Origin of the sequence: Mycobacterium attenuatum (assembly GCF_900566085.1) — a bacterium.
GTDB lineage: Bacteria > Actinomycetota > Actinomycetes > Mycobacteriales > Mycobacteriaceae > Mycobacterium > Mycobacterium attenuatum.
Genome location: NZ_UPHT01000122.1, coordinates 1 through 18,895, shown reverse-complemented (window position 1 = coordinate 18,895; position 18,895 = coordinate 1). Strand labels below are relative to the sequence as shown.

At 66.2% G+C, this 18,895-nt stretch carries 18 protein-coding genes and 2 pseudogenes; 15 read left to right on the top strand and 5 right to left on the bottom strand.

Going from position 1 to position 18,895, the window contains the following annotated elements:
• The coding region (locus tag EET13_RS20090) for a hypothetical protein (RefSeq protein ID WP_211189104.1) at positions 1-305 on the top strand (305 nt) is incomplete at its 5' end.
• Positions 306-514: 209 nt separating this feature from the next.
• Here EET13_RS20090 and glgB read toward each other — a convergent pair.
• Together glgB and EET13_RS20080 are read right to left on the bottom strand one after the other, a co-directional pair.
• Entirely contained in the window at positions 515-2,728 is a 2,214-nt protein-coding gene (glgB, locus tag EET13_RS20085; RefSeq protein ID WP_122443931.1) for a 1,4-alpha-glucan branching protein GlgB, read from the bottom strand.
• A 5-nt stretch (positions 2,729-2,733) separates the two neighbouring features.
• Positions 2,734-4,821 (bottom strand): alpha-1,4-glucan--maltose-1-phosphate maltosyltransferase, encoded by a 2,088-nt coding sequence (locus EET13_RS20080; protein ID WP_122443930.1) that lies wholly within the window; start codon positions 4,819-4,821, stop codon positions 2,734-2,736.
• A 260-nt stretch (positions 4,822-5,081) separates the two neighbouring features.
• Here EET13_RS20080 and glgP point away from each other — a divergent pair, with 260 nt between their 5' ends.
• Entirely contained in the window at positions 5,082-7,709 is a 2,628-nt protein-coding gene (gene glgP / locus EET13_RS20075) for an alpha-glucan family phosphorylase (RefSeq protein ID WP_122443927.1), read from the top strand.
• Here glgP and EET13_RS20070 read toward each other — a convergent pair.
• Positions 7,680-9,683, bottom strand: a complete 2,004-nt coding sequence (locus EET13_RS20070; RefSeq protein ID WP_122443926.1) for an ATP-dependent DNA helicase — start codon at positions 9,681-9,683, stop codon at positions 7,680-7,682. The two genes, glgP and EET13_RS20070, sit on opposite strands and share 30 nt — an antisense overlap.
• A 22-nt stretch (positions 9,684-9,705) precedes the next feature.
• A complete protein-coding gene (locus EET13_RS20065; protein WP_122443925.1) occupies positions 9,706-11,016 on the bottom strand; it encodes a nicotinate phosphoribosyltransferase in 1,311 nt (436 codons plus the stop codon).
• A gap of 66 nt (positions 11,017-11,082) precedes the next feature.
• Between EET13_RS20065 and clpS the strand changes: the two genes are divergently transcribed.
• From clpS to EET13_RS20005, 13 genes and pseudogenes are all read left to right on the top strand, one after another.
• The gene (gene clpS / locus EET13_RS20060) at positions 11,083-11,388 is read left to right on the top strand and encodes an ATP-dependent Clp protease adapter ClpS (RefSeq protein ID WP_023366194.1); all 306 of its coding nucleotides are present in this window, start codon (positions 11,083-11,085) and stop codon (positions 11,386-11,388) included.
• A gap of 23 nt (positions 11,389-11,411) precedes the next feature.
• Positions 11,412-11,996, top strand: coding sequence for an oxidative stress transcriptional regulator AosR (gene aosR / locus EET13_RS20055; protein ID WP_122443929.1), 585 nt, complete (start codon positions 11,412-11,414; stop codon positions 11,994-11,996).
• Positions 11,997-12,012: 16 nt separating this feature from the next.
• A complete protein-coding gene (locus EET13_RS20050) occupies positions 12,013-13,062 on the top strand; it encodes a P1 family peptidase (RefSeq protein WP_122443924.1) in 1,050 nt (349 codons plus the stop codon).
• A gap of 1 nt (position 13,063) precedes the next feature.
• Positions 13,064-13,477, top strand: coding sequence for a M67 family metallopeptidase (locus EET13_RS20045; RefSeq protein WP_122443923.1), 414 nt, complete (start codon positions 13,064-13,066; stop codon positions 13,475-13,477).
• Positions 13,478-13,557: 80 nt separating this feature from the next.
• Entirely contained in the window at positions 13,558-13,830 is a 273-nt protein-coding gene (locus tag EET13_RS20040) for a MoaD/ThiS family protein (protein WP_122443922.1), read from the top strand.
• A gap of 9 nt (positions 13,831-13,839) precedes the next feature.
• On the top strand, positions 13,840-14,811 hold the full coding sequence (locus EET13_RS20035) for a PLP-dependent cysteine synthase family protein (RefSeq protein WP_122443921.1): 972 nt from the start codon (positions 13,840-13,842) through the stop codon (positions 14,809-14,811).
• Positions 14,811-14,888 (top strand): annotated as a pseudogene (locus EET13_RS31700) (hypothetical protein); the annotation flags it as partial. The gene EET13_RS20035 and the pseudogene EET13_RS31700, both read left to right, overlap by 1 nt.
• A complete protein-coding gene (locus EET13_RS20030) occupies positions 14,885-15,565 on the top strand; it encodes a rhomboid family intramembrane serine protease (RefSeq protein WP_122443920.1) in 681 nt (226 codons plus the stop codon). The pseudogene EET13_RS31700 and the gene EET13_RS20030, both read left to right, overlap by 4 nt.
• Positions 15,562-16,377: a glutamate racemase gene (gene murI, locus EET13_RS20025; RefSeq protein ID WP_122443919.1), complete on the top strand. Its 816-nt coding sequence runs from the start codon at positions 15,562-15,564 to the stop codon at positions 16,375-16,377. The genes EET13_RS20030 and murI overlap by 4 nt, the downstream gene beginning before the upstream one ends.
• Positions 16,378-16,448: 71 nt before the next feature.
• A complete protein-coding gene (locus EET13_RS20020; protein ID WP_211186482.1) occupies positions 16,449-17,222 on the top strand; it encodes a cyclic nucleotide-degrading phosphodiesterase in 774 nt (257 codons plus the stop codon).
• A 32-nt stretch (positions 17,223-17,254) separates the two neighbouring features.
• Positions 17,255-17,701: a helix-turn-helix transcriptional regulator gene (locus EET13_RS20015; protein WP_122443917.1), complete on the top strand. Its 447-nt coding sequence runs from the start codon at positions 17,255-17,257 to the stop codon at positions 17,699-17,701.
• A gap of 5 nt (positions 17,702-17,706) precedes the next feature.
• The gene (locus EET13_RS20010; protein WP_122443928.1) at positions 17,707-18,129 is read left to right on the top strand and encodes a VOC family protein; all 423 of its coding nucleotides are present in this window, start codon (positions 17,707-17,709) and stop codon (positions 18,127-18,129) included.
• Between the two features lie 4 nt (positions 18,130-18,133).
• Positions 18,134-18,499, top strand: coding sequence for a DUF1801 domain-containing protein (locus EET13_RS20005; RefSeq protein WP_122443916.1), 366 nt, complete (start codon positions 18,134-18,136; stop codon positions 18,497-18,499).
• Positions 18,500-18,720: 221 nt separating this feature from the next.
• Here the strand turns inward: EET13_RS20005 and EET13_RS20000 are convergent.
• A pseudogene (locus EET13_RS20000) lies at positions 18,721-18,895 on the bottom strand (IS110 family transposase); the annotation flags it as partial.

Here is an 18,895-nt window from a genome sequence, read left to right as displayed (position 1 = left end):
GGCATATGGGTGCCGACGGCGGCGATGGCGGTGATGGGGGGACCGGTGGTGAGGGCGGGGCCGGAGGCGCCGGGGGGAACGGCGGAAACGGCGGCGCGGCTGGCGCGGGCGGACTGCTCGGCGGCTCTGGCGCCGGCGGGCCCGGCGGTCTCGGTGGCATCGGTGGGACAGGTGGTAGCGGCGGTAGCGGCGGAAGCGGTGGTAGCGGCGGAAGCGGCGCGATCAGTGGCGGGAACGGCAGTGCCGGCGCGGCCGGCGCACCCGGCAAGCATGGTCTAAACGGCATAAGCGGCGTACCCGGCTGACACGGGTTGCGGGCCATCGACAGCGCCCACCATCGATTGCTCGTGTCGGTACGGAATATCACCGGGTCGCCTAGATCCGGAGCGCGACATCGGCCTTGTCCGTCTGACCGCACAGTGCAGGCATGCAGGCGTTTCGGCAGGACCCAGCGGTCCGGCGTTCTCTGGGTCTTCGAAATAATTCAGGCGGAAAGTTTCCTCCGACGCGGCTGCTAAGGCTTAACCGGCTCCAGCCATAACGCCGACGTCGGCGGCAGCACCAGCACCGCCGAGGCGGGGCGGCCATGCCACGGGTCGTCGGTGGCATCCACACCGCCGAGGTTGCCCACTCCGGTCCCGCTGTAGTCGGTTGCGTCGGTGTTGAGGACCTCGCGCCAGCGGCCCGCCGCCGGGAGGCCGAGCCGGTAGCCGCCGTGCTCGGTGCCCGCGAAATTGAACACGCACGCCATCACTGAGCCGTCGTTGCCGTACCGCAGGAAGCTCAACACGTTGTTGGCCGAATCGTTGGCGTCGATCCAGGAATAGCCCGCCGGAACGGTATCTTGGCTCCACAGTGCCGGGTGGTTGCGGTAGATGTCGTTGATGTCGCGCACCAGACGCAGGATCCCGTTCGAGAAGCCTTGCTCGTCGAGTTGATACCAGTCCAGACCATTTTGCTCGGACCATTCGGCCCGCTGGCCGAATTCCTGGCCCATGAACAGCAGTTGTTTGCCCGGGTGTGCCCACTGATAGGCGAGCAGACTGCGAAGCCCGGCGGCCTTCGTGTGGTTGTTACCCGGCATCCGGCCCCACAGCGTCCCCTTGCCGTGCACCACCTCGTCATGGCTGAGTGGCAGCACGTAGTTCTCACTGAACGCATACAGCATCGAGAAGGTCATCTCATGGTGGTGAAAGCTGCGGTAGACCGGGTCGCGACTGATGTAGTCAAGCGTGTCGTGCATCCAGCCCATGTTCCATTTCATCGAAAAGCCAAGGCCGCCAAGGCTCGTCGGCCTCGTCACTCCGGGCCACGACGTTGACTCCTCGGCGATGGTGACAATGCCCGGCGCCACCTTGTGCGCGGTGGCGTTCATTTCCTGAAGGAACTGCACCGCCTCCAGGTTCTCCCGCCCGCCGTAGATGTTGGGGGTCCAGCCGCCCTCGGGACGTGAGTAATCCAGGTAGAGCATCGATGCCACCGCATCCACCCGCAGGCCGTCGATGTGGAATTCCTGCAGCCAGTACAACGCGTTGGCTACCAGAAAGTTTCGTACCTCCGGACGGCCGAAGTCGAAAACGTAAGTGCCCCAGTCTAGTTGCTCGCCACGTTTGGGATCGGAATGCTCATAGAGGGCAGTGCCGTCGAAGCGTCCGAGGGCCCAGGCGTCCTTGGGGAAGTGGGCGGGCACCCAGTCCACGATGACCCCGACGCCGGCTTGGTGAAGGGCGTCGACCAGCGCGCGGAAATCGTCGGGGCTGCCGAAACGCGAAGTCGGGGCGTAGTACGACGTGACCTGGTATCCCCAGGATCCGGCGAAGGGGTGCTCGGCCACCGGCAGTAGCTCCACGTGAGTAAACCCGTGGGTTACCACGTAATCGGTCAGTTCACGGGCGAGCTGGCGGTAGCTCAGCCCCGGACGCCAGGAACCTAGGTGGACTTCGTAGGTACTCATCGGCTCGAACACCGGATTGCGCTGGGCACGCCGAGTCATCCAGTCGGCGTCGGCCCAGGTGTAATCGCTCACCGTCACGCGCGATGCCGTCTGGGGCGGTACCTCGGCGCCGAACGCGAACGGGTCGGCGCGATCGGTCACGACGCCGTCGGCGCCGTGCACCCGGAACTTGTAGAGGCCGTCGTCCGGGAAACCTGGCCAGAACAACTCCCACACTCCCGAGGAACCCAGCACGCGCATTGGCGCGTCGTTTCCGGTCCAGCCGTTGAAATCGCCGATCAGGCTGACGCCCTTGGCGTTGGGTGCCCACACCGCAAACGACACACCCGTCGCCACACCGTCGGCCGTGGTGAACGAGCGGGGATGTGCGCCAAGGACTTCCCAGAGTCGCTCGTGGCGTCCCTCGGCGAACAGATGGAGGTCGACCTCACCCAGGGTGGGCAGAAAGCGATAAGCGTCGGCGACCGTATAGGGGTCCGCGCCGTCGTAGCTGACCTGCAACCGGTAATCGATCAAATTGACGAAGGGCAGTGCCACCGCGAACAGCCCGGCGTCAATGTGCTGCATGGGCAATGGGTCGTCACCGACGAGCGCGACGACGCTGACCGCGTGCGGACGAAATGCCCGGATGACCGTGTGGTCGCCATATTCGTGGGCGCCCAGGATGTTGTGTGGGTTGTGGTGGGTGCCGGCAACCAGCAGAGCCAGCTCGGCGGGGTCGGGCGCCAAGTGTGTTCCGGGCAGTTGATCGGTTCGGCTATTGGATCGGCTCAAGTTGCTCACCTCCTGCGCAGCAGCGTGATTCGGGATTCCTCCGGAATGAGTGGCATGTTGATGACGTGGGCGACTGCTTGCGCCGGGTCGATGCGAACATAATTTGCTTGCCCCCAATTGAATTCCTGGCCGGTTATCTCGTCGCGGACCCAAAACCGCTCGTAGGGCTCCATACCCAGCGCGGCCATGTCCAGCCACAGGGTTGCTTCCTCGGTCCCGAGGGCGTTGAGCGTGACCACCACCAGAACACAGTCTCCGGTTGCCGGGTCGAACTTGCTGTAGGCCAGCATTGCCTCGTTGTCGACATGGTGGAAATGAATGGTGCGTAGCTGCTGCAGCGCGGGATGCAGTCGCCGAATTGCGTTGAGCGCTGTGATGAACGGCTCCAGTGACCTGCCTGCGGCAAGCGCGCCTGCGAAGTCACGGGGACGCAGTTCGTATTTTTCCGAGTCCAGGTATTCCTCACTGCCTTCCCGCACCGCCCGGTGCTCGAACAGCTCATAACCGGAGTACACGCCCCAGGCCGGGCACATGGTGGCCGCCAACACGGCGCGGATGGCGAACATGCCGGGACCGTTGTGTTGCAGGACGGCGTGCAAGATGTCGGGGGTGTTGACGAAGAGGTTGGGTCGGCGGAAGTCGGCATAGTCGGCGATTTCGTTGCCGAATTCGGTGAGCTCCCACTTGGACGTGCGCCACGTGAAGTAACTGTAGGACTGCGTGAAACCCAGTTTGGCCAGCCCGTACTGGCGGGCCGGGGGAGTGAATGCCTCGGACAAGAAAAGCACGTCGGGGTGGGTGGTCTTGACCTGACCGATCAGCCAAGACCAGAAGTCGGGTGGCTTGGTGTGCGGGTTGTCGACCCGAAAGAACTTGACGCCGTGGTCGATCCAATGTCGTACCACGCGCAGCACTTCGTCGTAGAGTCCGGCGGGGTCGTTGTCGAAGTTGAGTGGATAGATATCCTGATATTTCTTCGGCGGGTTCTCCGCGTAGGCGATGGTGCCGTCCGGCAGTTCGGTAAACCAGTTGCGGTGTTCACGTGCCCACGGATGGTCCGGCGCGCATTGCAGGGCGAGGTCCAGGGCCACCTCCACGCCCAGGTCACGCGCCGCCGCAACGAAGTCGTCGAAATCATCGATGGTGCCCAGGGCCGGGTGGATTGCGTCGTGACCGCCCTCGTCGCTGCCGATGGCCCACGGAGACCCCACGTCGCCGGGCGCGGCGGTCGGGTTATTGTTGCGGCCCTTGCGGTGGACTTTGCCGATCGGATGGATCGGCGGCAGGTAGACCACGTCGAAGCCCATCCGCGCGATGCGCGGCAGTTCGGCCGCCGCGGTGGCAAAGGTGCCATGTATCGGTGTGCCGTCGTCGTCCCAGCCTCCGGTGGAGCGGGGGAAGATCTCGTACCACGCCCCGAAGCGAGCCAGCGGCCGGTCGACCCAGATCCCGAACTGTTCGCCACGGGTAACCAGATCCCGCAGCGGATAGGTCTTGAGCAAGTCCTCGATTTCCGGGGACAGGGCCAGCGCGGAGCGGGTCACGGGGTCACCGGGATTCCGCAACGCTGCGGCTGCTTCCATCAGCGGCCAGCGTTGCGCACGGGGCACCCCGGTGGCGGCGCGCTCGAGTAGCGCGGCACCGATCAGCAGGTCGTTGGACAGCTCCTTTTCGCCTTGGCCGGCGTCGAGTTTGGCCACCAGGCCATGCCGCCAGGTGTGCACCGGGTCGCCCCAGCCGTCGACCCGGAACGTCCATAGCCCGACGCTGTCGGGGCAGAACTGGCCGTGGAAGACGTAGGGCTCCGTGCCCATCGTCATCGGCAACGTCAGCGGTTTGACGCGCTGATGTTCTGCCGGCTTGGCTGCCACTTCGGATTCCAGCGCCCGCACCGCCGAGACCCGGCGTATGTCGGTGACCTGGGGATAACGCGGACCCAGGTAGCGCACGACCAGGGTCGCGGCCACGGCTTCGTGTCCCTCGCGCCATACCGAGGCGCTGACCGGCACCACCTCACCGACCACCGCCTTGGCGGGATAGGTGCCGCATGAGACGACGGGCTGGACGTCATCGATCTCGACACGACCGGGCACCAAATCACTCCGTTCTGTTCGCGGCTCGCCCACGCAGGCGGGGAACCGACCTAGCTCCGCCCTTGGCCTGCCATGCCGCCCGTTCCTGGGCTCGTCACCCCGGCGACGAGCAACAGCGGTGTCGCCGGGGTGACCATCGTGTGTCGTTGGCTGCTCGCCTTAGCGCCCCATACCCACCCTAGTGTCCGGCCACACCGGCGAGGCCGAACCTGTCGCCGAGTGCCCTGCGCCGAGCGGAATCCTCAGTAAGGTAAAGACGCGTGAAAGCCCTCCGCCGGTTTACCGTCCGTGCTCATTTGCCCGACCGTCTTGCCGCGCTGGACCAGTTGTCGACCAACCTGCGGTGGTCCTGGGAAAAGGCCACGCAGGACCTGTTCGCCAGCATCGACCCGGCATTGTGGGCAAGCTGCGGCAACGACCCGGTGGCGGTGCTGGGTGCGGTCAAACCGGCGCGCCTGGACGAATTGGCCCTCGACGAGGAATTCCTGCGCCGCCTCGACGAGCAGGCGGCCGACCTCAACGACTATCTGAGCCGTCCACTGTGGTATCAGCAACAAGAGCAGGGGTATCAGCAGCAAGAGCAGACGGGCACCGCGGCTGCGTCGGGGCTGACGCTGCCCGCCAGCATCGCGTATTTCTCGATGGAATTCGGCATTGCCGAGGTGCTGCCCAATTACTCGGGCGGCCTTGGGATCCTGGCTGGAGATCACCTGAAGGCCGCATCGGATCTGGGATTGCCGCTGATCGCGGTCGGTCTCTACTACCGCTCGGGATACTTTCGGCAGTCGCTGACCGCTGACGGCTGGCAGCAGGAGACCTATCCGTCGTTGGATCCGCATGGGCTGCCGTTGCGTCTGCTCACCTACGCCAGCGGTGATCCGGTGCTGGTCGAGCTGGCACTGCCGGACTCCGCGCAACTGCGGGCGCGGATCTGGATCGCACAGGTAGGCCGGGTTCCGCTGCTGCTGCTGGATTCCGACATCCCGGAAAACGAGCACGAGCTGCGCAGCGTGACCGACCGCCTTTACGGGGGTGACCAGGAACACCGGATCAAACAGGAGATCTTGGCCGGCATCGGCGGGATACGGGCGATCCGCGCGTTCACCGCCATCCAGGGGCTGCCGGCCCCCGAGGTTTTCCACATGAACGAGGGCCACGCCGGGTTCCTGGGAGCCGAACGCATCCGGGAACTGATCACCGATTCGGGATTGGACTTCGATACCGCGCTGACGGTGGTGCGGTCCAGCACGGTGTTCACCACGCACACTCCGGTGCCAGCCGGTATCGACCGGTTCCCGGTGGACATGGTGCAGCGTTACTTCGGCGATGACGAGGCGAGGCTGCTGCCGGGGGTGCCGACCGATCGGATCCTGGCGCTGGGCGCCGAGGACGATCCCACCAAGTTCAACATGGCCCACATGGGTCTGCGGCTGGCGCAACGGGCCAACGGTGTTTCGCTGCTGCACGGCAGGGTCAGCCGGGCCATGTTCAACGAGCTGTGGCCCGGATTCGACCCCGACGAAGTACCGATCGGCTCGATCACCAACGGAGTGCACGCCCGCAGTTGGGCGGCGCCGCAATGGCTGCAACTGGGCCGCGAATTGGCCGGTTCGGACTCCTTCGCCGAGCCGGCCGTCTGGCTACGGTTGCAGCAGGTGGATGCCGGCCATCTGTGGTGGATCCGGTCTCAGCTGCGCTCGTTGCTGGTTGCGGACGTCCGGGCCCGGTTGCGTCAGTCATGGCTGGAACGCGGCGCCTCAGAAGCTGAATTGGGCTGGATTGCAACGGCTTTTGATCCGGATGTGTTGACCATCGGGTTCGCCCGCCGAGTTCCGACATACAAGCGGCTGACCCTGATGCTGCGTGATCCAGATCGACTCGAGAAGCTGCTGCTCGACCCGGAACGGCCAATACAGCTGATCGTGGCGGGCAAGTCGCATCCGGCCGACGACGGCGGAAAGGCCCTGATCCAGCAGGTGGTGCGCTTCGCCGACCGACCGCAGGTGCGCCACCGGATCGCGTTCTTGCCCAACTACGACATGTCCATGGCCCGGTTGTTGTACTGGGGTTGCGACGTGTGGCTGAACAACCCGTTGCGGCCGTTGGAGGCGTGCGGAACCTCGGGGATGAAAAGTGCGCTCAACGGGGGGCTGAACTTGTCCATCCGCGACGGGTGGTGGGACGAATGGTACGACGGCGAAAACGGCTGGGAGATACCGTCTGCCGACGGTGTGGCCGATCCGGAACGACGCGATGACCTCGAAGCCAGCGGGCTCTACAGCCTGCTGGAACAGGCGGTGGCGCCGAAGTTCTACGAGCGCGACGAACACGGCGTTCCCCCGCGATGGATGGAGATGGTGCGCCACACCCTGCAGACCCTGGGACCCAAAGTGCTGGCTTCTCGCATGGTGCGCGACTACGCCGAGCACTACTATGCGCCGGCGGCGAACTCGTGGCGCAAGACCGTCGGTGCCGCCGACGACCGCGCCGAGTTCGGCGGGGCCCGCGACTTGGCCGCCTACCGGCGGCGGGCCGCAGCAGCGTGGCCGCAAATCGAGATCACCGACGTGGACAGCGCTGGGCTGCCCGACACTCCGCTGCTGGGCTCCAAGCTGACCTTGACCGCAATCGTGCAGCTGGCGGGGCTACAGCCCGACGAGGTGACCGTGCAGGCGGTGCTGGGCAGGGTCGACGCCGGCGATGCGCTGCTGGATCCGACCACCGTCGATATGGCGCACACCGGCACTGATGGCGTCAGCCACATCTTTTCGACGACAACGCCGCTGCCGCTGGCAGGGTCCGTCGGGTACACCGTGCGGGTGCTCCCGCGCCATCCGATGCTCGCCGACGGTAACGAGCTAGGGCTGGTCACGCTGGCCAGGGGCTGATGAGTCTACGGCCGACAGTCGTTGCAGTGCGGCGCGGACCTGCGTGGCGCTGGTGGTCTGCCAGAACGGGGGCAGCGAGGCTCGCAGGTAGTCCCCGTAGCGTGCGGTCACCATGCGGGAGTCCAACACCGCCACCACCCCACGGTCGGTGACCCGGCGCAACAGCCGGCCCGCGCCCTGCGCCAGCAGCAGCGCCGCATGGTTGGCCGCGACCGTCATGAAACCGTTGCCGCCGCGAGCCGCCACCGCGCGCTGGCGCGCGCTCAGCAGGGGGTCGTCCGGGCGGGGAAACGGGATGCGGTCGATCAGGACCAGCGACAGCGAAGGTCCAGGGACGTCGACACCCTGCCATAACGACAGCGTGCCGAACAGCGAGGTGGCAGGGTCGGCGCTGAACTGCTCGACCAGCGCGGAGGTGCTGTCGTCGCCCTGGCACAACACCGGTGTGGAAAGCCGGTCGCGCATGGCTTCGGCGGCGGCGCGCGCCGCGCGCATCGAGGAGAATAGGCCAAGGGTGCGCCCGCCGGCCGCGGTGATGAGTTCGGCGATTTCGGTCAGTTGCTCGGCCGATCCGGTGCCGTCCCGCCCGGGCGGGGGAAGATGGGCCGCCACGTAGAGAATTCCCGACTTCGCGTGCTGGAACGGCGATCCCACGTCGAGCCCGCGCCAGCCGGTATCCGAAGGCGGGTCTGACGTCAAGCCCCAGGCCGCCGCCATCGCATCGAAGGTGCCGCCGATCGTCAGCGTCGCCGAGGTCAGCACCGCCGTCGAGCGGTCGAGCACCTGGCGGGCCAGCAGGTCGGCGACCGACAGCGGGGCCACCCGCAGCACGCTGCGCGGCGAACCGCGGTTCTCCTCGTGGTCCAGCCAGACCACGTCGGTGCGCTCGGGAATGGATGGGGTGAAGGACGTCAGGATTCGCGACGCGGTATCGCAGATGTCGGTCAGGGCCGCCGCGGCTTCGGCCCGGGCGGATGCCGCTGTCGTGTCGCTGCTGCTGTCGATCGCCGACCGGGCTGCGCCGGCTGCGTCGCGCAGCGCCGTCAGGTATGTCGCCAACTCGTCGTCGAGGTAATCGATGCGCCCGGGTGACGCGTCGTGGATCGCCGAGGAAAAAGTCGCCGATGCCGCTTCCAACCGCTCGAGCACTTCGGGGCCGACCAACCGGGCGATCCGCCGCGCCGCCACACTGAGTGTCGCCGACGTCAGCTCAGCGGTTGCCACCGAGGTCACCCGGTCGGCCAATTCATGCGCCTCGTCGACCACCAGCAGTCGGTGCTCCGGCAACACCGAGGATTCGGCCACGGCGTCCACGGCCAGCAGCGCATGATTGGTGACGACGACATCGGCCGCGCCCGCCCTGGCGCGGGCCCGTTCGGAGAAGCATTGGGAGCCAAACGGGCATCGGGCCACGCCGACGCATTCCCGTGCGGAGACGCTGACCTGCGACCACGACCGGTCAGCCACGCCGGGCTTGAGGTCGTCGCGGTCTCCGGAGTCGGTGGTAGCCGCCCATTCGGTGAGGCGTTGCACGTCGCGCCCCAGTGCGGTGACGGCCATGGGGTTGAAGAGCTCCTCCTGCGGCTCCCCGGTCGGGTCACTGGTTGCGCTGCCGTTATGAACCTTGTTGAGACACAGGTAGTTTCCCCGCCCCTTCAGCAACGCGAACTGCGGCCGGCGGGGCAGTGCGGTGGCGAGCGCATCGGCTAAGCGGGGAAGGTCGCGATCGACGAGTTGCCGCTGCAGGGCGATCGTTGCGGTAGACACCACGACGGGCCCGTCGTCGCCGACCGCACGGACAATCGCCGGAACCAGGTACGCCAGCGACTTCCCGGTGCCGGTGCCGGCCTGGACGACGAGGTGCTGGCCGGTCGTGAAAGCCTGCTCGACGGCGTTGGCCATTTCCAGCTGGCCGCGGCGTTCGCTGCCACCGAGCGCGGCCACCGCGACGGCCAGCAGCTCTTGAACCGACAACCCAGGCGTGGCGTGCTCCTTGTCAGATTGTCTGCGTCGGGATGGCCGGTTCGCCGGGCGCCAATTTCAATCCCTCCCAGGGCAAGCTGCCCAAACCGGATGCGACGAGCTTGCGTGCCGCCGCAAGCGCAGCGGCACCCGTATCGGCGACCACGTCTCCGCCGCGAACCAGCGGCGTGGTCAACACTCGGTGCGACTCGGTGGTGGCCGGCGGGCGCCCAGCCGGATGCACGATCTCCTCGGTGATGGTGCCGGTGGGCTTCGACAGCCGCAGGGCTTCTTTGCGGCCGCCGCGGGACTGCTTGTGACTGCTGCGTTTTTGCACCGGGATCCCGTCGACCTCGACCAGTTTGTAGACCATGCTCGCGGTGGGTGCACCCGAACCGGTGACCAGCGACGTGCCGACGCCGTAACTGTCGACCGGCTCGGCGCGTAGCGCGGCGATGGAGAACTCGTCGAGGTCGCCCGAGAGCATGATGCGGGTCTGGTGGGCGCCGAGTTGGTCGAGCTGATCGCGCGCTTGCCGTGCCAGCACGCCCAACTCGCCGGAGTCGATGCGGACCGCACCAAGCCCGGTACCGGCGGCCGCGACAGCATTGGCGATGCCCGTCGTCACGTCATAGGTGTCCACGAGCAGCGTCGTGTCGGCGCCCAGTGCCTCGACCTGGGCGCGGAATGCGGCCAATTCCGCCACTTCCGGGGCGGCGTCGCGGAGGGCGTGGAGCATGGTGAACGCGTGGGCGGCGGTGCCTTCGGTCGGTATCCCGTATCGCCGCTGAGCTTCCAGGTTGGACGAGCCCGCAAAGCCCGCGATATAAGCGGCCCGGGCGGCGGCGACCGCGGCGCGCTCATGTGTCCGGCGTGAGCCCATTTCGATCAGCGGACGGTCTCCGGCGGCGCTGACCATCCGCGCCGCCGCCGATGCGATTGCCGTGTCGTGGTTGAAGATCGACAGCACCACCGTTTCCAGCAGCACGCATTCGGCGAAACTGCCGTGCACCGACAGAACCGGGGAACCGGGAAAGTACAGTTCGCCTTCCGCGTAGCCGTCAATGTCGCCGCAGAAGCGAAAATCCCGGAGGTAATCCAGGGTCTGGGGGTCGAGGAATTGGGCCAGCAACTCACCTGCGTCGTCGTCGAACCTGAACTGCGGCAACAGTTCCAGCAGCCGGCCGGTTCCGGCGACCACCCCGTATCGCCGGCCGGGGGGAAGCCGGCGGGCGAACACTTCCCAGGTGGTCCGGCGATTGGCTGTGCCGTCATGCAGCGCGGCGGCCAGCATGGTCAGCTCATACTTGTCGGTCAGGAGCCCAGCGGAGGCCGAGTCATTCACCCCGCCACCGTATCGGTTGGTGTCGGGGTCTCGGTATCCACGGCAGTGGCTCGCTATCCTGTGGCTATGGTTGCTGCATCAGCGCCCGCCAAGCCCGGATCGACCGGGCAACGCGAGTCCGCGCCGGTCGATGTGACGGCCAGTCCGTGGGTGACCGTCGTCTGGGACGATCCGGTCAACTTGATGAGTTACGTGACGTATGTGTTCCAAAAGTTGTTCGGCTACAGCGAGCCGCATGCCACCAAGCTGATGCTGCAGGTGCACAACGAGGGAAAGGCAGTGGTCTCGGCGGGCAGCCGGGAAGCCATGGAGGTCGACGTGTCCAAGCTGCATGCCGCCGGTTTGTGGGCGACGATGCAGCAGGACCGGTGATTTCGAGGGTATCCGGATCCAGCGTGCGCAAATGGAAGCGCGTCGAAACCCGCAACGGTCCCCGTTTTCGGTCCGCTCTGGCTCCGCATGAGGCTGCCCTGCTCAAAAATTTAGTCGGTGCGATGGTCGGTCTGTTCGATCAACGCGAATCATCCGCTCCGACAGATGAACTCGAAGAGATCACAGGCATAAAGACGGGCCACTCCGACCGTCCGGGTGACCCGACACTGCGCCGGCTGTTGCCGGATTTCTACAAACTGGATCCGGGCGACCCGATGACTCTGCATGCCTCCGAAGCACTCAACGCGGCGCTGCGCAGTTTGCATGAGCCAGCCATCATCGACGCCAAACGCGGTGCGGCACAGCAGTTATTGCAGACGGTTCCAGAAAATGGCGGACGGTTCGAGCTGACGGAGGCGGACGCCAACGCCTGGGTCGCTGCCGTCAACGACTTACGGCTGACCTTGGGGATCCTGCTCAACGTCGGACCGCAGGGACCCGAACGGCTGCCGACCGACCATCCGATGGCCGCCCACTATGACGTCTACCAATGGCTGACCGTGTTGCAGGAATACCTCGTTCTGGTGTTGATGGGCAAGCCCGGATGATCGCGATCGCAGTGGGATGAACGCCATCACCGACGTCGGCGGCATCCGGGTGGGCCATTACCAGCGGCTTGACCCCGACGCGTCGCTTGGCAGCGGCTGGGCATGCGGCGTCACCGTGGTACTGGCACCACCCGGAACGGTCGGTGCCGTCGATTGCCGCGGTGGTGCGCCGGGAACCCGCGAGACTGACCTGCTGGACCCGGTCAACAGTGTGCGCTTCGTGGACGCGGTGCTGCTCGCCGGCGGCAGCGCCTACGGTCTGGCCGCCGCGGACGGCGTCATGCGCTGGTTGGAGGAACGCCAGCGCGGTGTCGCAGTGGGTACTGGGGGCGCCGGCGTGGTGCCCATTGTCCCGGCCGCGGTGATCTTCGACCTGCCGGTCGGAGGCTGGGGTTGCCGGCCGGAAGCTGATTTCGGCTATCTGGCCTGTGACGCCGCGGGGACCGGTGTCGCCGCCGGGACCGTGGGTGCGGGCGTCGGCGCGCGGGCCGGACTCCTCAAGGGCGGTGTCGGCACCGCGTCGACGGTGTTGCCGTCCGGCGTCACCGTCGGCGCGGTAGTGGTGGTGAACTCGGTGGGCAACGTCGTTGATCCGGCCACCGGCCTGCCGTGGATGGTGGACTTGATCGACGAGTTCGCGCTGATTCGGCCGCCCGCCGAGCAGGTCGCGGCGTTGGCGCAGCTGTCGAGGGCGCCCAGCCCCATGAACACCACCATTGCGGTGGTCGCGACGGACGCGGCGTTGAGTCCGGCGGCGTGCCGGCGGGTCGCGATCACGGCTCACGACGGCCTGGCCCGCTCAATCCGGCCCGCTCACACGCCGCTGGACGGCGACACTGTCTTCGCGCTGGCCACCGGTGCGGTCGAGGTGGCCCTGGACCCGAACCTTCCCGCCGCGCTTTCGCCGGAGACGGGACTGGTCAGCGCGGTGGGAGCGGCCGCCGGCGATTGCCTGGCCCGAGCGGTCCTGGCTGCGGTGATCGCCGCTGCGCCGGTGGCCGGAATACCTAGCTACCGGGGCATGTTGCCCGGAGCGTTCGGAAAGCCCGGGGAAGGGAACGGCTGAGGTGCTGGTGATTCGTGCCGACCTGGTCGATGCGATCGTCGACCATGCGCGCCGCGATCATCCTGACGAAGCCTGTGGAGTGCTCGCGGGCGCGGAGGGTTCCGACCGTCCCCAGCGGCACATCCCGATGACCAACGCCGAACGCTCACCGACCTTCTACCGGTTTGATTCCGGTGAGCAACTCCAGGTCTGGCGGGCCATGGAGCGTGCCAACGAAGTGCCGGTCGTCATCTATCACTCGCACACCGCGACCGAGGCCTACCCGAGTCGCACCGATGTCAGCTTGGCCGCCGAACCGGACGCGCACTACGTGCTGGTTTCCACCCGCGATGCCGACCGTCCGGAGCTACGCAGCTATCGCATCGTCGCGGGTGCCGTCACCGAAGAGCCGGTCCATGTCGTCGAGCAGTATTAATCCCCGCCCAGAGTCACCCAGACTCGCCGCCCAGAGTCACCCAGAGTCGCCCAGAATCACCGAGAACTAGGAAGGCCTGTATGAGCGTCACCGTGTCCATCCCGACCGTCTTGAGACCCCACACCGGCGGTCAGAAGCGCGTTCTTGCGACCGGCGAAACGCTCGGCGCGGTCATCAATGACCTCGAGGCAAACTACTCGGGTATCTCCGAGCGGCTGATCGATAACGGCAAGCTGCACCGATTCGTCAACGTCTACGTCAACGACGAGGACGTGCGGTTCTCCGGTGGCCTGGACACCGTGCTGTCCGACGGCGACTCGGTGACTATCCTGCCCGCGGTGGCGGGTGGGTAAGCGGAGCGCATGACGCGATACGACTCGCTGCTACAGGCCCTGGGCAATACCCCGCTGGTGGGTCTTCGGCAGCTGTCCCCCCTCTGGACGGACGAGACCGATGCAGCTCACGTGCGCTTGTGGGCCAAGCTTGAAGACCGCAATCCGACCGGATCGATCAAAGACCGGCCGGCGCTGCGGATGATCGAACGGGCCGAACAAGACGGCTTGTTGTCGCCCGGTGCCACCATTCTCGAGCCCACCAGTGGCAACACCGGTATCTCGCTGGCGATGGCCGCGCGGTTGAAGGGGTACCAGCTGATTTGCGTGATGCCCGAGAACACCTCGGTGGAACGGCGTCAGCTCTTGGAGCTCTACGGCGCGCAGGTCATTTTTTCGCCCGCCGAGGGTGGATCCAACACAGCGGTGGCCACCGCTAAGGAGCTTGCCGCCGCCAACCCGTCGTGGGTGATGCTGTACCAGTACGGCAATCCGGCCAACGCCGATGCGCACTACTGCGGCACCGGTCCCGAGCTGCTGGCAGACCTGCCCGAAGTCACCCATTTCGTTGCCGGCCTGGGCACCGCCGGGACGCTGATGGGTACCGGCCGGTTTCTGCGTGAGCGGCTACCCGATGTCCAGATCGTCGCGGCCGAGCCACGCTACGGCGAAGGGGTGTACGCGTTGCGAAACATCGACGAGGGCTTCGTTCCCGAACTGTATGAGCCCGAGGTGCTGACCGCCCGCTATTCCGTCGGCGCGCATGACGCGGTGCGCCGTACTCGTGAACTGGCGGCAGCCGAGGGCATCTTCGCGGGTATCTCGACGGGCGCGGTGCTGCACGCCGCTCTTGGAATCGGGGCACATGCCGTCGGGGCGGGTAACCGCGCCGACATCGCCTTCGTGGTGGCCGACGCAGGCTGGAAGTACCTGTCCACCGGCGCTTACGCCGGTAGCCTGGGTGATGCCGAGAACGCTCTGGAAGGACAGTTGTGGGCATGAACCGCGCCGGCGACGATGCAGTGGGGGCACCGCCCGCTTGCGGGGGACGAAGCGATGAGGAGAAGCGCCGCCCATGACTGCGCATCCGCGCACACCCGCGAAGCAACCGGAAAAGCGGCCACGCTGGGTCGTTGGCGGGGTGACGATCCTCACCTTCGTCGCGCTGCTGTATCTCGTTGAACTGATCGACCAGCTGACGCGTCATTCCCTGGACGCCAACGGCATCCGGCCCCTGGAAACCGATGGATTGTGGGGCATCGTCTTTGCGCCGCTGCTGCATGCCAACTGGGCGCATCTGATGGCCAACACGGTGCCCCTTCTGGTGTTGGGTTTCTTGATGACGTTGGCCGGACTGTCCCGGTTCGTCTGGGCCACTGTGATCGTCTGGATACTGGGCGGCTTCGGCACCTGGCTCATCGGCAATGTGGGCAGCAGCTGCGGGCCGACCGACCACATCGGAGCGTCCGGGCTGATTTTCGGCTGGCTGGCCTTCTTGCTGGTGTTCGGCCTATTTGTCCGCAAGATCTGGGACATCGTCATCGGTTTGCTGGTGTTGCTTGTCTACGGCGGTGTCCTGCTGGGCGCCCTGCCGCGGCTGGGGATGTGCGGCGGGGTGTCATGGCAGGGGCATCTGTGCGGGGCGCTTGCCGGCGTCGTCGCGGCATACCTCTTGTCGGCTCCGGAACGCAAGGCCCGTGCCCTGAAGAAGGCCGCCAACCGGCAATTGCCTTCCAAGATGCGTCGCAAGGCATGAACTCGCCGTTGGCGCCCGTCGGGATCTTCGATTCCGGCGTCGGCGGACTGACCGTTGCGCGAGCCATCATCGACCAGCTGCCCGACGAAGACATCGTCTACGTCGGCGACACCGGCAACGGCCCCTATGGTCCGCTGACCATCCCGGAGATTCGTGCACACGCGCTGGCCATCGGCGACGACTTGGTCGACCGCGGTGTCAAGGCCTTGGTCATCGCCTGCAACACGGCATCGGCGGCCTGTCTGCGCGACGCCCGGGAGCGATACGACGTGCCCGTCGTGGAAGTGATCCTGCCCGCTGTGCGCCGCGCGGTCGTCGCCACGCGCAACGGTCGCATCGGGGTGATCGGTACGCGGGCGACCATCACCTCCCACGCGTACCAAGACGCGTTCGCCGCCGCGCGGGACACCGAGATCACCGCGGTGGCCTGCCCGCGGTTCGTGGATTTCGTCGAACGTGGTGTCACCAGCGGCCGTCAGGTGCTGGGGCTGGCGGAGGGTTATCTGGAGCCGCTGCAGCGTGCCGGGGTGGACACTTTGGTGCTCGGTTGCACGCACTACCCGCTGCTGTCCGGGCTGATTCAACTGGCCATGGGCGACCATGTCACGCTCGTCTCGAGCGCCGAGGAAACGGCCAAGGAAGTGCTCCGGGTGTTGACCGAACTGGAGTTGCTGCGCCCGCACGACGCACCGCCGGCGACCCGGGTGTTCGAAGCCACCGGCGACCCGGAAGCGTTCACCAGACTGGCAGCACGGTTTCTGGGTCCGGCGATTGCCGGTGTGGAAGCCGTTCGTCATCCGCCTGTCAAATAGCGTCAACGCGAGATTCTGCTCACCTAATGCGGCAATGTTTTTCTCATCGCGGTAATGGGCATGGCACAGTAGTGTCCGTGCGAATAACCGTGCTCGGATGCTCCGGCAGCGTCGTGGGGCCGGATTCGGCTGCGTCGGGTTATCTGCTTCGGGCTCCGGACACCCCGCCGATCGTCATCGACTTCGGTGGCGGTGTACTAGGCGCACTGCAACGCCACATGGATCCGGGATCGGTTCATGTGTTGTTGTCGCATCTGCACGCGGACCACTGCCTGGATATGCCGGGTTTGTTCGTATGGCGCCGCTACCACCCATCGCCTCCCGAGGGCAAGGCCTTGTTGTACGGCCCGAGCGACACCTGGTCGCGGTTGGGGGCGGCATCGTCGCCCTACGGCGGTGAGATCGACGATTGCTCGGACATCTTCGATGTCCACCACTGGGTGGACGGTGAGCCGGTGACATTGGGCGCGATCACGGTGGTGCCCCGGGTTGTTGCTCACCCCACCGAGTCCTATGGGATGCGGTTCACCGATTCCAGCGGCGCGTCACTGGCCTACAGCGGCGACACCGGAAGTTGTGACCAGCTGGTGGAGTTGGCCCGCGACGCCGACGTCTTCTTGTGCGAAGCCTCCTGGACGCACTCTCCCGACCGTCCGCCGGACCTGCATCTGTCCGGAACCGAAGCCGGACGTGCCGCAAGGCGGGCCGGCGTCCGCGAGCTTCTGCTGACCCACATTCCGCCGTGGACGTCGCGCGAGGATGTCATCAGTGAAGCCAAGGCCGAGTTCGACGGACCCGTCCACGCGGTGGTGTGCGACGAGACGTTCGAAGTCCGGCGGCCCTGAAGCTTTCCCGCAAGGGCGGTTGTCCGTCGCAAATGAGTACACCGGCGCAGGCTCAGCGGTTACGGGACCTCAAGGTGCTGCGGCGGGCTCGCGACAGGATGGACCGCGACTATGCGCAGCCATTGAACGTCGACGCGCTCGCCCGCAGCGTGAATATGTCCGCCGGTCACTTCAGCCGCCAATTCAAGCTGGCCTACGGCGAATCCCCGTATTCGTATCTCATGACGCGGCGCATCGAGCGCGCGATGGCGCTGCTGCGTCGCGGGGACGTTAGCGTCACCGAGGTTTGCTTCGCCGTCGGCTGCTCGTCGCTGGGCACGTTCAGCACTCGTTTCACCGAGCTGGTCGGCATGCCGCCCAGCCGTTATCGAGAGCGGACGGCTGGCGTGACGAAGAGCATTCCGTCGTGCCTGGCGAAGCAGGTGACCCGACCGATCAGGAATCGAGAAGCCGCGGTTACCGCGCTGCACCTAGCGTGAGCGTCATGGACATCACCATTCATTCAAGCTTCCTTCCGCACGAGGACCCGCAAGAATCGCTGGCGTTCTATTGCGACGTCCTCGGCTTCGAGGTCCGCCTCGACGTCGGGAAGGGCACGATGCGATGGATCACCGTCGGTTCTGTCCAGCAGCCCGACACCTCGATCGTCTTGTACCCAGCGACGGCCACCCCCGGCATCACCGACGAGGAGCGCCGCACCATTTCCGAGATGATGGCCAAGGGCACCTACGGCACCCTGCTCTTGGCCACCAGGGACCTCGACGCCATCTTTGAGCGGCTGCAGACCTGCGTGCAATACGGTCAGGGTGAGGTGATTCAGGAACCGACCGACCAGCCGTACGGGGTCCGAGATTGCGCGCTGCGTGATCCCGCCGGCAACCTGATCCGCATTCAGCAGGTGCGCTAGAACCATGAGCGACGCAACCAACAACATCGACGCGCGGATAGCGGAGCTGGCCGACTGGCGGGGTGACACGCTGGCGTGGATCCGCAAGCACATCAGGCAGGCCGATCCCGACGTGATCGAGGAATGGAAGTGGCGTGGCGTTCCGGTCTGGTCGCACGACGGCATCCTGTGCACCGGTGAGACCTACAAGTCCCAGGTGAAGGTGACCTTTGCTAAGGGCGCCTCATTGGTCGACCCCACCGGTTTGTTCAACGCCGGTCTCGACGGCAATACGCGGCGTGCTATCGACATTCGCGAGGGCGATTCCCTCGACGAAAACGCATTTATGGCGCTTATTCGTGAGGCGGTGGAGCTGAATACCCGTCGTTGATGTGTCGGGTGCGCGGCGCCGGCGCGGATCGCCCGATGCGCCGGTCTGTTCGGCGCCGAACGGCCTGAGTGTGCGGGTAGCGCGGCGCGTCGAGGGTGGACACGCTGCGGCCGACCGGTGTCTGGGTTCACCTGAGGGCACATTCAAATCCGTGGACGCACTGTCGCCGCCGTGGACGCACATTCGATGGGTGCGGGGTGCCCGCTAGACATCCCCCGGTCTTAACGTGTCGAGCCGCCGCGGCGCCGGTGTGCCCAGGCTTTGTGTTCGTCGTAGCGGGTGTGGTGGCGTAGGCAGCCATGCAAGATGCCGACGAGGCGGTTGCCCAGGGCGCGCAGCGCTTGGTGGTGCCTGTCCCCGACGGCGCGGCGCTGGTCGTAGAAGGTGCGGGCACCG